Origin of the sequence: Metabacillus indicus LMG 22858 (genome assembly GCF_000708755.2) — a bacterium.
Classification (GTDB): Bacteria; Bacillota; Bacilli; order Bacillales; family Bacillaceae; genus Bacillus_P; species Bacillus_P indicus.
Genome location: NZ_JGVU02000007.1, coordinates 1 through 13,496 on the forward strand (window position 1 = coordinate 1; position 13,496 = coordinate 13,496).

Here is a 13,496-nt window from a genome sequence, read left to right on the forward strand (position 1 = left end):
GAAGAGATCCGCTCGACTTGCATGTATTAGGCACGCCGCCAGCGTTCGTCCTGAGCCAGGATCAAACTCTCCGAAGAAAATTTGTGACTCATAAATGTTGCTGACTTAAAAAATTTAAAACGTTTGGTACGCTTTTGGTTTTGTTTAGTTTTCAAAGATCATTTTCGCTCTTGAAGCGACCTTCTTAATATATCATTTCGTTAACTCAGTGTCAACAACTATTTTAAGAAGTTTTTTTATGAGAAGTCGCTGTCTGCGCCGTCAAAAGTGAACTTGCTTCAGCAGCGACGCTTATTAATATATCACCGTAAAATATCAAAGTCAATACTTTTTTGTAACAGAATATCCGCGATGGAAAATTCTTTGTCCCTTCGTTTCAATCTTCACGACTTCAACGAATTCTTTATCAACAAGAAACTCAAGTAAAACACTTAAATCAACTGAATAATAGCGCGCTTCCGGATGCTCCATCAGATCGGCATACAGCCATACTTCTTTCTCTGAAAGAATGCCAAGAAGATGCCCCGCTCCGATTTCCGACTTGGAATGGATAAGAAAATCACTCGCCAAAAACAGCAGCTCAAGTCTTTTTTCTAGAGATTCTTCACTTTCGACCAGTTCTTTGTAGAGCTTGTACACCTGCGGCTCCATTTGGCGCACCTGGTTCCATACCGTTACTTCGGGATAAAATCCGCGGTCGATGACTTCAAGTCTTGCCAGATGATGAAGAGCATGGACGATATGATTGTAGGCATCAAGAAATTGTCTTGATTCAAAGAAGACCTTTCCTTCCAGATACCTTCTGATCAGCTTGCCGTATTCAAGGCCGATTTTCAGCCTGCGCTCTGAGAACGGAAATACTTTCAGGCGGTCTACAAGCTCGCCTAAATACTCATTGCGGTCAAATAATACTTTTCCGTTCAGGATCCAGTCGACCATTCTCCGGTTTGTTCCAAGCAGGATCCACTCCTGCACCTGCTGATCTGAAACAATCGTAAGAGAAGCCTTTTGTCCGTCAAATTCATAGTGTTTAATAAAAACAGGCTGCTTCGCCTCTTTCACGATGACAAGCAGCGCGACATCCAAATTATCAGTAAGCGGTGATGTCTGGTTTCTTTTTTCAATCATGACGATTGCAAGCGTATCCGGATGGCTCGCTCTTTCTTGATAAATAGGACGGAGAAGATTTTCCATTGGTATTCCCCCATTATATTTATGACTATATATCACAATTCTACAAAGGCGAAAAAACTCCTTTTGCATTCAGCACTTCAAAATTATAAGGGAAGGAAGAAAGAGAATCTATCGTTTTCTGATATTTTCTCGTCAAAAGCTTCAGGTAAGTTGTCCGAAATCCCTTACATTTGTGCTATATTGGTAATTAGGAGGTCGGAATAATGGCACTGAAATATTCAAGCAAGATCAACAAAATCCGCACGTTCGCGCTCAGTCTCATCTTTATTGGCTTTTTCATTATGTATATCGGCATCTTCTTTAGAACATCTCCGATTATCATGACCATCTTCATGATGCTCGGATTATTATCAATAGTAGGAAGCACGGTTGTTTATTTCTGGATCGGCATGCTTTCCACTAAAGCCGTCCAGGTCACTTGCCCGTCCTGCGGGAAGACCACGAAGATTCTCGGAAGGGTGGACATGTGCATGTACTGCAATGAACCGCTGACGCTTGATCCGAACTTGGAAGGCAAAGACTTTGACGAAAAATACAACCGGAAGACAGTGGAATAAAAAGATTTACACACAAAAGCGGAGAGCGACAGCCCTCCGCTTTTATTCGTATAGAAAGAAAAAACTGAATGCCGCTTGCAGCATTCAGTTCGATTAATGAGTCTCTCTCTTTTCGCAAGTTCCGCACACGCCGTATATTTCCATACGGTGGTGGCTTACTTTAAAGCCTGTCACGTGAGAAGCAAGGTGTTCTACCTCGTCCAGTCCCGGATAATGAAAATCTACGATCTTGCCGCATTTTTCGCAGATCACGTGGTAGTGCTCTGTTGTTACGAAATCAAATCTGCTTGAGGCATCTCCGTAGGTAAGCTCCTTCACAAGGCCAACTTCTCTGAAGACACGAAGGTTGTTGTAGACAGTCGCAACGCTCATGTTCGGAAATTTGCTTTCGAGGGATTTATAAATATCATCTGCCGTAGGGTGAGTCATTGATTGGATAAGATATTCTAAAATGGCATGCCGCTGGGGTGTGATTCTTACTCCAGTCTGCTTCAGCGTGTCAAGGGCTTCTTTTAACTGATGTTCTGACATCCGCTATGCACCTCTTTTCTGAAAAACATTCTTACTTTATAATATTTATAATTAGTGTACAGTGTGCCTGGGACTTTTGTCAATCAGATGCCCCGGGAATTCCTTTAAAAGATGGCTCAGTATTCCTTCTCTAAATCGACCGGGTTTTCAAAAGCTGACGGGTCCCTGTCCAGGTATCGCCTTAAGTTCCGCTTGAAAATCTCCATTGCCCTTGGCAGGTAGTTCTTCGTAATTCCAGATAAATGAGGGGTTACCGTTACCTTCTCCATTTCCCAGAAAGGATGATCTTCTCTAAGAGGCTCTTCTTCAAATACATCCAGCACAGCATGCTTCAGGGAACCTTCATTAAGGGCTGTGATCAAATCCGTTTCCACAACGGCATCCCCGCGCCCGATGTTGATAAAAACCGCTTCCTTCTTCATCTGCCTGAAAGCTTCTAGGTTCAGGATATGCCTTGTCTCTCCTGTGCTCGGAAGGACCGATACCGCAAAATCCGCTTCCTGAAGACCACGGTGCATCTCCTCAAACGTCAGAATCTCGTCAAAAAATTCAACAGACTTGCCGGAGCGGTTCATTCCGACTGCCGTCATGCCAAAAGCCTTAGCAAGCCTCGCTATTTCCGTGCCGATCGCTCCCGCTCCCAGAACAAAAAGGGTCTTTCCGTGAATTTCATTCATCACGACTCTCCGGTCCCACTTTCGTCTCTGCTGATTTTCAGAGAGTTTGGCGGCGTCTCTTGAGATTTGCAGCATCATTGATAGTGTATATTCAGCCATCGGGATCTTATGTACACCTTTAGCATTTGTTACAAGAATTTTTTTATCACGCAATGCTTCAAACGGCATTCTGTCCATTCCGGCAGATGCGACCATGATCCATTTCAGGGACGACGCCTCTTCAATGATTTCAGCCGTTAAATCTTCCCCGTAGGTTAAAATCACTTCCGCATTGTGCAGTTCATCTCCAGCTTCTTCTATTTTATTGTCAAAGCTGAACTGCGCTTCAGGAAATACGTTTAATAGGTCTTTTTTCATATGTAGTGGCAATTTTACTGTAGAAAATACGTTCACTGTTTCTCCCCCTTTTTTTGTTAGTTTACCAAAAATAAAAAGCGTGCAGGAATCTGAATTCCTGCACGTACAATGCGCTAACGAATGAGGAGGTTATGCCTTCCATACAGCATACTCACGGATGAATGGTTCTGTCTGGACGTTTGCCTCATGTTCACATATTTTCTTTTATATACTGCAGCGCTTCTTCTACATGTCCCTTCACTTTCACTTTTCTCCATTCTTTGGCGATTTCGCCGTCTTTGTTGATGATGAAAGTGGAGCGCTCGATTCCCATGTATTCTTTGCCGAAGTTCTTCTTAAGCTTCCACACTCCGAATTTTTCTGCTGCCTCATGTTCTTCATCCACAAGAAGGAGAAACGGTAGATCGTATTTCTCTTTGAATTTTTCATGACGGCTCTGAGGATCCGTGCTTACACCAAGTATGACGGCATCCACTTCTTCAAAGCTTTTGTGCTGGTCTCTGAAATCGCAGGCCTGAGTCGTGCAGCCAGGCGTCATGTCTTTTGGATAAAAATAAAGGACTACGTTTTTCCCTCTAAAGTCAGACAGCTTCACTTTTTGCCCGTTATCTGCTGTCAGTTCAAAATCAGGAGCCATTTGGCCGGCTTCGATTGTCATCGTATCATCCTCCGCTAAAATAGGTTTACTTAAAGACTACCCAATTCAGCGGCAGGATACAACTTATGACACTTTATCCATGCCCCAAACGGTTCTTGCCACAAACACCGCCGGAAGCACATAACCGATCAGCGCCTCAAGCACGGCGAGCAGGCGGCCGAACCCGATGGGCACAACATCCCCGTATCCGAGGGAAAACAGGGTCACCGCACTGAAATATAAGCATGTATGCAGCCGTTCAAGATACGTTCCTTCCAAAATAACACCGTTATCCACCAGCACCTCAAAACCGCTTGCGTCAAGGATCAGGTACATCATGCTAAAACCGATCAAAATCGAAAGATATAGAAAGATCACGATCAGCAGTGTATCAATGGAGAGAAAGTTTTTTCTCGAAAACGTCCGGATGAAAATGTTGAAGCTCATCAGCAGGCACAGCGTTACAGCTACCGCAAAAAGCCCTCCCATGTATGCAGCACCCCATGTCCAAAACAGGTAATGATACAATATATACAGGAAGGCTTTGTTTATTCGGCCTGTCTGAAAAATTACGGCCTCTTCAGCATCTGCACGAAGAATAACAGGGTGAAAGACAAGAGGACCAGCACACCCGTTAAAAGCCAGGCAAGGTTCATATCACCTGAATCCATCGCGACATAAATGGCCGTTGCCGCCGTCTGGGTCTGACCCGGTATATTTCCCGCAAACATCAGACTCGCCCCAAATTCCCCCAGGGCTCTTGTAAAAGAAAGGACCACTCCGGTTATAAGAGACGGAACAGCAAGAGGCAGGGTAATGTGCATAAACGTCTGCATCCCTCCTGCCCCGTCCACCTTGGATGCATCCTCGATCTCCCTGTCCACCATCTGAAAACCGAGCTTTGCCGCCTGATACATAAGGGGAAAAGAGACCACTCCTGCAGCGATGACAGCAGCCCACACTGTAAAAATAAGCGGGGATCCCGTGACCCCTTCAATTAGCCTGCCTGCCGGACTGTTCACACCGAATGCGACAATCAGCAAAAAGCCGACAACGGTAGGCGGAAGGACAAGAGGGAGCATCAGGATGGTTTCAAGGAGCGTCTTCCCCTTGAACGAGGCTCTCGCCATCAGTCTCCCAGCGAGTATCCCGGATGCAGCCACAAAGATCGTGGAAATCACCGCAACCTGGACAGACAGCAGGACCGGTCCGCTTGCATCAGTCCACATGTTCGTCACCTGCAGGCAAAACCGCAAATCCGTACTTTTTAAATACCTGCTTTGCCCTGTCTGTTTTTAAGTATTCATAAAAAGCTTCTGCTTCTTTTTGGTGCCTCGTTCTCTCCAGAACACCTGCCGGATAGACAATGTCGCCATAGGATTCAGGATCGATGCTTTCCTGCTTCACTTTTTGGGACTGCATGGCATCTGTCCTGTAGACAATTCCCGCATCGACGTTACCTGTCTCTACATATGAAAGAACCTGCCTGACATCCTTAGCAAAGACGGTTTTTGCTTCCACCATGTCCCATATCCCGTGATATTCAAGGGCTTCTTTTGCATACGCTCCCGCCGGTACGGTTTCAGGAATGCCGATTGATATTTTTCCTGCCTCGGGCAAATCCTTCATTTCCATGTCCTCCTTGGCTGTAACCATAACAAGTTCATTTCCCAGATAGTCCATTTGCAGGGAAGGGCTTATGTATCCTTTTTTGCTCAGCTCTGTGAAAAATGGTTTAGATGCAGATATCAGCAGGTCTGCGGGAGCACCCTGTTCGATCTGTTTCTGAAGGGAACCGGTTGAGCCGAAGTTCATTTGTACTTCAATAGAAGGATTTTCCTTTTCAAACTGTTCTATTACCTCCTGCAGGGATTCCTTCAGGCTCGCTGCAGCCGAAATCAGCAGCACGGTTTTCTTTTCGGGGGGTGCCTGTCCCCCGCAGGCAGCAAGAACAAGGCATAATAAAATCAAGAGATAGTTTTTGCGCACAGGTGCCCATCCTTTTCATAGGTTCATTATTTCTATTATACTAGTGTCATCTGACGTTTTTCATCTTATTTAAACGTGCTAGAATAGACAGCAGACTTATTTTTCAGGAGGATTCTATGAATTTCACAAAATCTGAACAGCTTCATTCAGAAGCATTAGAACATATTGTCGGCGGGGTGAACAGCCCTTCCCGTTCCTATAAAGCGGTTGGCGGAGGATCGCCGGTTGTAATGGAGAGAGCGAACGGAGCTTATTTCTGGGATGTGGACGGCAACAAATACATTGATTATCTTGCTGCGTACGGGCCGATCATCACAGGACATGCCCATCCTCATATTACAAAAGCGATTCAAAAAGCGGCAGAGGACGGCGTCCTTTACGGAACTCCGACTCCGCATGAAGTGAAATTTGCAAAAATGCTGAAAGAAGCCATGCCGGGCATGGACAAGGTCCGATTTGTCAACTCAGGTACAGAAGCGGTCATGACGACCATCCGTGTAGCCCGTGCTTATACAGGACGCGACAAAATCATCAAATTCGCAGGCTGCTATCACGGACATTCCGATCTTGTGCTTGTTGCAGCAGGATCCGGTCCTTCCACTCTCGGCACCCCCGATTCAGCAGGCGTGCCGAAAAGCATTGCAAATGAAGTCATCACAGTACCATTTAATGATATCGAACCTTTTAAAGAAGCGTTAGATAAATGGGGAGATCAAATCGCCGCTGTGCTTGTTGAGCCGATCGTCGGCAACTTCGGGATCGTTGAGCCGCTTCCGGGATTCCTTCAAGCAGTGAACGACCTGACACACGATGCAGGAGCACTAGTCATCTATGATGAAGTCATTACAGCTTTCCGCTTCATGTACGGCGGAGCGCAGGATCTGCTCGGCATCACCCCTGACCTCACTGCCCTCGGCAAAATTATCGGCGGAGGTCTTCCAATCGGTGCATACGGAGGCAAAAAAGAGATTATGGACCAGGTTGCCCCGCTCGGACCTGCTTACCAGGCGGGAACCATGGCCGGAAACCCGGCGTCCATTCTGTCCGGCATTGCCTGTCTTGAAGTTCTGAAGGAAGAAGGAGTCTATGAAAAGCTGGACAAACTTGGCCAGATGCTTGAAGAAGGCATCGGGAAGCATGCAGAAACCCACGGTATCCCGATTACGATGAACCGCTTAAAAGGAGCCCTTACCATCTACTTTACGACTGAGAAAGTAGTGAACTATGATCAGGCTGAAAAGACGGACGGTGAAATGTTCGCCAGGTTCTTCAAGCTGATGCTTCATGAAGGCATCAACCTTGCCCCGTCCAAATATGAAGCGTGGTTCCTCACTACAGCTCACACGGAAGAAGACATCGCACAGACACTTGCAGCGGTGGAGCGGTCATTCAGACAATTAAAGACTGTATAAATATACAATTTATTCAAACAGGGATTTTATTCCCTGTTTTTTTCTTTTTTTGAACGTGTTTGAAAACGTTTACAAATAAGCCGTTAAGCGTTTTGTATGAATATTTAAATTTTTCTGGCATGTATGCCTCCTCCAAAAAAATGTATAAATAATTGAATTTTCATAATCTAAATGATATGATAAGTATTACATTTCTGAAAATTTTGTTATTAAATCTCACAAAGAAATCTATGTTTTTACATGATAGATTCATATTTTACCCGGGAGGTGAAGGCTATAAGCGGGAAACGAATTCCCCTTTCAAGCCGCTTTTATGAGAGAAAACTGGAGCCCAAGTAAGTTTAAGGACTTTCACAACGCAGAGCATGACGCTTGCGGCATTGTGTCCATCATTGAGAAACGTAAAGTCCCGACAAAAGAAAATATCGACCTCTGTATTGATGCCCTCGTGACGATGAACCATCGTGCAGGTTTCATCAATGGCGAAGGTGACGGAGTCGGCATCCACATCGACATTCCAAGAGCTCTTTGGAAGGAAAAGCTTGAGAATGCAGGCCTTGACCCGGCGCTAGCCGAACGCGGAGATTTCATCGTCGGACACCTGTTCCTATCCAAAAACGAAAACCCGGATACACTAAAAAAAGAAATCAGGCAGCTTCTTTCTGATAAAAACTTCGAACTTCTATTTGAATCTGACAAAGTAACAACTTCATCTGCACTTGGACCCATCGCTTTACAAGAAGAACCTCTCTTTTGGCAATTTGCCGTGATTCCTGCTGGAAACCCTGATTCCCTTAATAAGGATCTCTTTGAACTAACCATTCAAATCGAGAAAAATCATCATGTGCATGTGGCATCGCTCAGCCAGCATGCAGCCGTCTACAAAGTAATGGGAGCAGGAGATGTTCTTCCGAAGTTCTATCATGACCTTGCAAACCCGCTTGCAGCATCAACGATGACTCTTGGCCATAACAGGTATTCTACGAATACGCTTTCTACTTTTTTTCGCGTGCAGCCATTCAGCCTGCTAGGCCACAACGGAGAAATCAATACGATTGCCAAGCTTCGCGATGAAGCAAGAATCATGGATGTCCCGCTTACAGACGGAGGCAGTGATTCCCAGGATCTGAACAGAACGATTGAAACGCTTGTTGCAAGAGAAGGATACAGCCTCTTTGAAGCACTTGACGTCCTGTTCCCTCCTATTATTAATGAAATCAAAGCTTATCCTGATCACCTGAAGGATTTGTATACGTATATCCGCGAGGCGTGGGGACACTTTGCACAGGGACCTGCGGGCATTATTTCAAGATTTGCCGATGAAGCTGTCTTCAGTGTTGATGCACTCGGCCTCAGACCGCTTTGGAAAGTTGAATCTGTTTCTTCCTATATTTTCGCATCAGAGCCGGGAATCATTCCGAACTCCCTTTATGCGGGCGAACCAAAGCCGCTTGGACCAGGAGAAAAACTTGGCCTTAAGTGGAAAGAAGACGAGATGGAACTGTTTGAATATCCATCCCTCCAGGAAGAAGTCTACAAGCGTTTCTCAAGCAGACTTGATGTGGACGGATACAGAGAACGGCTTCTGCACCCTGTCAGCAAAGGCAAATGCTCTGCTTCACCTATTTTCAAGGTACACAACGGGCATTATGCAGCATTCGGCTGGGACCGCGAGCACATCCAGCTGCTTGAGCAGATGGCTGAAAAAGGCGCTGAGCCAATTCGCTCACTTGGACACGACGGACCGCTAGCAGCCATCCATCCGGACCGAAAAAACATCGCAGACTTCATTAAAGAAAGTGTTGCGGTTGTTACAAACCCTGCGATTGACCGGGACCGCGAATCCGAACACTTTTCAATCCGCTCGGTTGTCGGCAAACGTCCTTCTCTGACGGAGCAGCATGACAAAACGGCGATGATTGAACTGCCGTCACCGCTTCTGCTTGAAGGCAAGCTCGGCATTATGGCTTCTGAGCAGATTGACCAGCTGCCATATGAAGAAGTCATTGACTATTTTTCAAAAGAAAAGCAGCTCCATGTGCTTTCAGCGGTGTACACAGAAGAGGAAACGCTTAAAGACGCTCTTAACCGTCTGAAGCTTGAAGCCATTCATGCCGTAAATGACGGCGCTGTCCTGCTTGTCCTTGATGACAGAGAAGCCCATCAGAACGGCAAGCTCTGGATTGATCCTCATTTGGTGACATCCGTGATTGATCAGGCCCTTGTAAAGGAAAGCCTGCGCAGAAACTGTTCGATCCTTCTCCGCACCGGTGCGGTCAGATCGCTGCATGACATTATGGTGGCTTACGGTCTCGGTGCGAACCTGATCAGCCCGTACATTCTGTTTGCTACGGTTGCTGAAGAAGACTCTGCGAAGCCTGCGGTCAATCTGTATGAATCATTAAACAAAGGACTTGAAAAAGTCATTTCGACCATCGGAATTCATGAGCTGCGCGGTTACGGCAGACTCTTCTCTTCCATCGGCTTAAATGAGGAAATTGAAAAAGAACTGAACATCGTCAACTTCCTTGGCTCTCCTTCTTTGAAATTCAATTTTGAAAGCATGAAGGCAGATGCTGTAGAACGAAGCAGTGATTTTGAAAATGAAAAAGCACGTCCGAGCAAAACGTTCCACATCTTCCCGCGTATCTGGAAAGCAATCGGCGATGTCGCGAAATCAGGAGATTACGAAGGCTACCGCGAAAAGCTGACGGAACAGGAAGAAAGCAATCCGATTACGATCCGCCATCTGACAGATCTGAAAAAAGGAAAGACTTCTGTCCCTAAAGATAAAGTCAATATTGGCATCGGCGATCACAGCCTTCCGTTTGTCATCGCTTCAATGTCATTCGGGTCTCAAAACGAGGTTGCTTTCCGCGCATATGCAGAAGCGGCGGAGCAGCTGAACATGGTGAGCTTAAACGGTGAGGGCGGCGAGATTAAAGATATGCTCGGGAAATATCCGCGCACCCGCGGCCAGCAGATTGCGTCCGGACGCTTTGGCGTAAACGCCGAGCTTCTGAACTCGTCAAACCTGCTTGAAATCAAGATTGGCCAGGGGGCAAAGCCTGGTGAAGGCGGACATCTTCCAGGTTCAAAAGTAACAGCAAAAATTGCTGAATCACGGAATGCTACAATCGGTTCTGACCTTATTTCACCGTCAAACAACCATGACATCTATTCGATCGAAGATTTGGCGCAGATGATTTCAGAGCTGAAAACAGCCAACGATCAGGCGAAGGTTTCTGTAAAGGTTCCTGTTGTTCCAAATATCGGAACAATCACAGTGGGAATCGCAAAAGCCGGCGCTGACATCATCACACTCAGCGGATTTGACGGCGGAACAGGTGCAGCGCGTATTCATGCCCTTCAGCACGTAGGTCTTCCTGTTGAGATTGGGGTAAAGGCGGCGCACAACGCCCTGCTTGAAGCCGGTCTCCGCGAAAAAGTGGAGCTTTGGGCAGACGGCGGCATCAAGAGTGCGATGGACGTCATGAAGGTCATGCTGCTTGGCGCCAACCGCGTCGGCTTCGGCACCCTTTCAATGATTGCCATCGGCTGTACAACATGCCGCGGCTGTCACTTGGATACATGCCATGTAGGAATTGCGACACAGATTGAATCAGAAGCACAGGCGAAAGAACATGGTCTTCGCCGATTTGTTCCAAGAAAGTACGACCCGTCTGTAGAAGGGCTTGTGAACCTGTTCAGCGCGTTCGGTTCAGAGCTCCAGACATTGACTGCTTCCCTTGGCTTTACAAATCTTCAGGACCTTGTCGGACGCTCTGATCTTCTTGAACAGACTCGAGGCAAGGATGAAATGGACCTGTCCCTTCTTCTTGAGACGCTTGAAATCCAGAACCTCTCACATAAAGAAGTGGCAGCAAGCCTTGAAAGCAAGCGTCTTGCCGTTGCTGCGGGAGCAGAGTACCTTGACTATGACGAAAGCGAACTTCACAGCTCAAGAGAATTCTCAAGCGTTACATCCGAGCAGCGAATTCTTGGAAGCCGCGTTTCCTGTCACAGGGTCCGCGGACGTCTTGACGGTTCATACCGCAAACTTGATGACATTGAGCTGCACTACAAAGAAGGTTCCATTCCGGGCAACGGACTTGGCGCCTACAACTCAAGCGGCATCAATATCCGCGTAGAAGGCGGCGCCCAGGACGGCACGGGTAAAACGTCCTTTGGCGGCACGATTCAGGTCTTCAAATCAAAAGGAGCAGACGGACACTATTACAACGGTTCTGTCGGAAAAGGCTTCGGTTACGGCGCACAAAGCGGCCTCCTTCTCGTTCAGGGGAATGCAGATGCACGTGCAGGCATCCGCTTATCAGGTGCCGACATGATCATCGGGGGGAAAATCACAAAGCCAATCCCGGCAGAGGAAAAGGGCAATATCGGGGTAAATGCCAACATAAAAGGATTTGCATTTGAGTATATGACGAACGGACGCGGACTTGTCCTCGGCGATCCTGGTCCATGGATCTGTGCAGGCATGACCGGCGGCGTCGTGTACGTCAGACACCAGCCTGAGCTCGGCTTAACAAAACAGGCGCTTGAGCGCCGTGTGGCCAAAGGCGCCAAAATCGAGATCTCATCTCTGAATGCCAAAGGCAAATCCGACGTGACAGAGCTTCTGACAACTTATATCGAATCACTTGAAAAACACGGACAGCATGATGAAGCAAATGAACTCAAGCAACTGCTGAACACAGTCGGAGATCACTTCATTCAGCTTGTTCCAGTTAAAGAACAGGCGGATCCATCTGTATCGACTGAGTGATTGGGGCACATTAAAAATAACACCTGCTATGCGGGTGTTATTTTTTTTACACAAACAGCATAGGTCTAAGTGGTACCGGATAAAAATCTTTTGAAAAAAGGCTTATTTTTTTCACGAAAACGGGAAAAAGTAACTTGAATAATTTCTTTTAACATTGTATAGTCATTACTTGTTTACCAGACAGATTTTTCTGTCATAAGGTCCATTATCATATCAGTAAAGAAGGGAATGTAGAAACACACCCAATGAAACTTGGTGCCCGCATTATCAAAACGGGGATTGCCATTACACTGGCTCTGTTTTTGGCCACTCTTTTAAACATACCGTCTCCAGCCTTTGCCGGTATCGCCGCGATCTTTGCGATACAGCCTACCATTTACCGCTCTTATCTTTCTGTTATCGAGCAGGTTCAGGCAAATGTCATCGGAGCAGCCTTTGCCATTTTATTCGGGCTGATTTTCGGTCCCCATCCGTTTGTTATCGGTTTAACTGTCATTATCGTCATTGCGATTAATTTAAGAATAAAGATTGAAAATACAATTCCGGTTTCAGTCGTGACCGTCATTGCTATTTTGGAGAGTCCCGGCGAAGATTTCATCGAGTTTGCCCTGATCCGCTTCGGAACGGTTCTCCTCGGCGTCCTGTCAGCATTCATCGTGAATCTGATTTTCATTCCGCCAAAATATGAAACTAAGCTGTATTACCGAATTGTGGATAATACAGAAGAAATCATTAAGTGGATCCGTTTTAACACGAGACAGGTGTCGGAATATACTGAGCTTAAAACAGATATTGAAAGACTGAAAGAAAAAATGATGAAGCTTGATCAGCTTTATCTCATGTATAAGGAAGAACGCGCCTATTTCAAACGCAATATTTATGCAAAATCACGCAAGCTGGTGCTTTTCAGACAAATGCTGGTGACCACCAACAGATCGCTTGATACCCTGAAAAAGCTGCACCGCCTGGAAAACGAACTCCATCACCTGCCGGAGGAATTCCAGAGCATTCTTGCAAATGAGCTGGACTATCTCGTTGATTTTCACGAACGAAGTCTGCTGAAATTCATCGGAAAAATTAAGCCCGAGGCACCGGTTGAGTTTATTAAAGAAGGGCAGTTCAATAAACAGGAGCTTGTTGATACATTCATGGATTTTAAAGGAAACTGCATTGACCAGGAGTGCTTCTACCACCTTCTGCCGCTTATCGCCGTCATCATTGATTACAGCGAACAGCTTGAGCACCTTGATACGCTGATCAACAGCTTCCACAGCTATCACAAAGAAGAGAATGAACTTCAGATATCGGAGCAGGAAGAACCTAGCTAAACACAAAGGACTGAACGGAAATCGTTCA

11 protein-coding genes and 1 rRNA gene are annotated in these 13,496 nt (G+C 46.2%); 4 read left to right on the forward strand and 8 right to left on the reverse strand.

Annotated elements, in window-relative coordinates; translation table 11 throughout:
* Together AZ46_RS17410 and AZ46_RS17415 are read right to left on the reverse strand one after the other, a co-directional pair.
* Nucleotides 1–77, reverse strand: a 16S ribosomal RNA gene (locus AZ46_RS17410); the annotation flags it as partial.
* 244 nt (nucleotides 78–321) lie between these two features.
* Nucleotides 322–1,194 carry a nucleotidyltransferase-like protein gene (locus AZ46_RS17415; protein WP_029286001.1) on the reverse strand — a complete coding sequence of 291 codons (873 nt, stop codon included), beginning with the start codon at nucleotides 1,192–1,194 and terminating at the stop codon, nucleotides 322–324.
* A 203-nt stretch (nucleotides 1,195–1,397) separates the two neighbouring features.
* On the opposite strand from AZ46_RS17415, the gene AZ46_RS17420 reads away from it, so the two are divergent.
* Nucleotides 1,398–1,751, forward strand: coding sequence for a YgzB family protein (locus tag AZ46_RS17420; protein WP_029285999.1), 354 nt, complete (start codon nucleotides 1,398–1,400; stop codon nucleotides 1,749–1,751).
* Nucleotides 1,752–1,844: 93 nt separating this feature from the next.
* On the opposite strand, the gene perR is transcribed toward AZ46_RS17420, so the two are convergent.
* The 6 genes from perR to modA form a co-directional block, all read right to left on the reverse strand.
* Nucleotides 1,845–2,282, reverse strand: coding sequence for a peroxide-responsive transcriptional repressor PerR (perR, locus tag AZ46_RS17425; protein WP_029285997.1), 438 nt, complete (start codon nucleotides 2,280–2,282; stop codon nucleotides 1,845–1,847).
* 116 nt (nucleotides 2,283–2,398) lie between these two features.
* The gene (locus tag AZ46_RS17430) at nucleotides 2,399–3,352 is read right to left on the reverse strand and encodes a D-2-hydroxyacid dehydrogenase (protein WP_029285995.1); all 954 of its coding nucleotides are present in this window, start codon (nucleotides 3,350–3,352) and stop codon (nucleotides 2,399–2,401) included.
* 154 nt (nucleotides 3,353–3,506) lie between these two features.
* Nucleotides 3,507–3,974, reverse strand: a complete 468-nt coding sequence (gene bcp, locus AZ46_RS17435; protein WP_029285993.1) for a thioredoxin-dependent thiol peroxidase — start codon at nucleotides 3,972–3,974, stop codon at nucleotides 3,507–3,509.
* A 63-nt stretch (nucleotides 3,975–4,037) separates the two neighbouring features.
* Nucleotides 4,038–4,442, reverse strand: a complete 405-nt coding sequence (locus tag AZ46_RS17440) for an ion channel (RefSeq protein WP_029285991.1) — start codon at nucleotides 4,440–4,442, stop codon at nucleotides 4,038–4,040.
* An 80-nt stretch (nucleotides 4,443–4,522) separates the two neighbouring features.
* A complete protein-coding gene (gene modB, locus AZ46_RS17445; RefSeq protein WP_029285989.1) occupies nucleotides 4,523–5,182 on the reverse strand; it encodes a molybdate ABC transporter permease subunit in 660 nt (219 codons plus the stop codon).
* A complete protein-coding gene (modA, locus tag AZ46_RS17450) occupies nucleotides 5,172–5,942 on the reverse strand; it encodes a molybdate ABC transporter substrate-binding protein (RefSeq protein ID WP_029285987.1) in 771 nt (256 codons plus the stop codon). The genes modB and modA overlap by 11 nt, the downstream gene beginning before the upstream one ends.
* A 116-nt stretch (nucleotides 5,943–6,058) precedes the next feature.
* Between modA and AZ46_RS17455 the strand changes: the two genes are divergently transcribed.
* From AZ46_RS17455 to AZ46_RS17465, 3 genes are all read left to right on the forward strand, one after another.
* Nucleotides 6,059–7,354 (forward strand): glutamate-1-semialdehyde 2,1-aminomutase, encoded by a 1,296-nt coding sequence (locus AZ46_RS17455; protein ID WP_029285985.1) that lies wholly within the window; start codon nucleotides 6,059–6,061, stop codon nucleotides 7,352–7,354.
* A gap of 313 nt (nucleotides 7,355–7,667) precedes the next feature.
* On the forward strand, nucleotides 7,668–12,140 hold the full coding sequence (locus tag AZ46_RS17460; protein WP_029285983.1) for a glutamate synthase-related protein: 4,473 nt from the start codon (nucleotides 7,668–7,670) through the stop codon (nucleotides 12,138–12,140).
* Between the two features lie 245 nt (nucleotides 12,141–12,385).
* Nucleotides 12,386–13,468, forward strand: a complete 1,083-nt coding sequence (locus AZ46_RS17465; protein ID WP_029285981.1) for an aromatic acid exporter family protein — start codon at nucleotides 12,386–12,388, stop codon at nucleotides 13,466–13,468.
* The last annotated feature ends 28 nt before the right edge of the window (nucleotides 13,469–13,496 follow it).

What these genes read in the sequence shown, in the direction of transcription:
- modB (WP_029285989.1), bottom strand. Translation starts at nt 5,182, where the DNA reads ATGTGGACTGATGCAAGCGGACCGGTCCTGCTGTCTGTCCAGGTTGCG.
- AZ46_RS17455 (WP_029285985.1), top strand. Translation starts at nt 6,059, where the DNA reads ATGAATTTCACAAAATCTGAACAGCTTCATTCAGAAGCATTAGAACAT.
- AZ46_RS17460 (WP_029285983.1), top strand. Translation starts at nt 7,668, where the DNA reads ATGAGAGAAAACTGGAGCCCAAGTAAGTTTAAGGACTTTCACAACGCA.
- perR (WP_029285997.1), bottom strand. Translation starts at nt 2,282, where the DNA reads ATGTCAGAACATCAGTTAAAAGAAGCCCTTGACACGCTGAAGCAGACT.
- AZ46_RS17415 (WP_029286001.1), bottom strand. Translation starts at nt 1,194, where the DNA reads ATGGAAAATCTTCTCCGTCCTATTTATCAAGAAAGAGCGAGCCATCCG.
- AZ46_RS17420 (WP_029285999.1), top strand. Translation starts at nt 1,398, where the DNA reads ATGGCACTGAAATATTCAAGCAAGATCAACAAAATCCGCACGTTCGCG.
- bcp (WP_029285993.1), bottom strand. Translation starts at nt 3,974, where the DNA reads ATGACAATCGAAGCCGGCCAAATGGCTCCTGATTTTGAACTGACAGCA.
- AZ46_RS17440 (WP_029285991.1), bottom strand. Translation starts at nt 4,442, where the DNA reads ATGGGAGGGCTTTTTGCGGTAGCTGTAACGCTGTGCCTGCTGATGAGC.
- AZ46_RS17465 (WP_029285981.1), top strand. Translation starts at nt 12,386, where the DNA reads ATGAAACTTGGTGCCCGCATTATCAAAACGGGGATTGCCATTACACTG.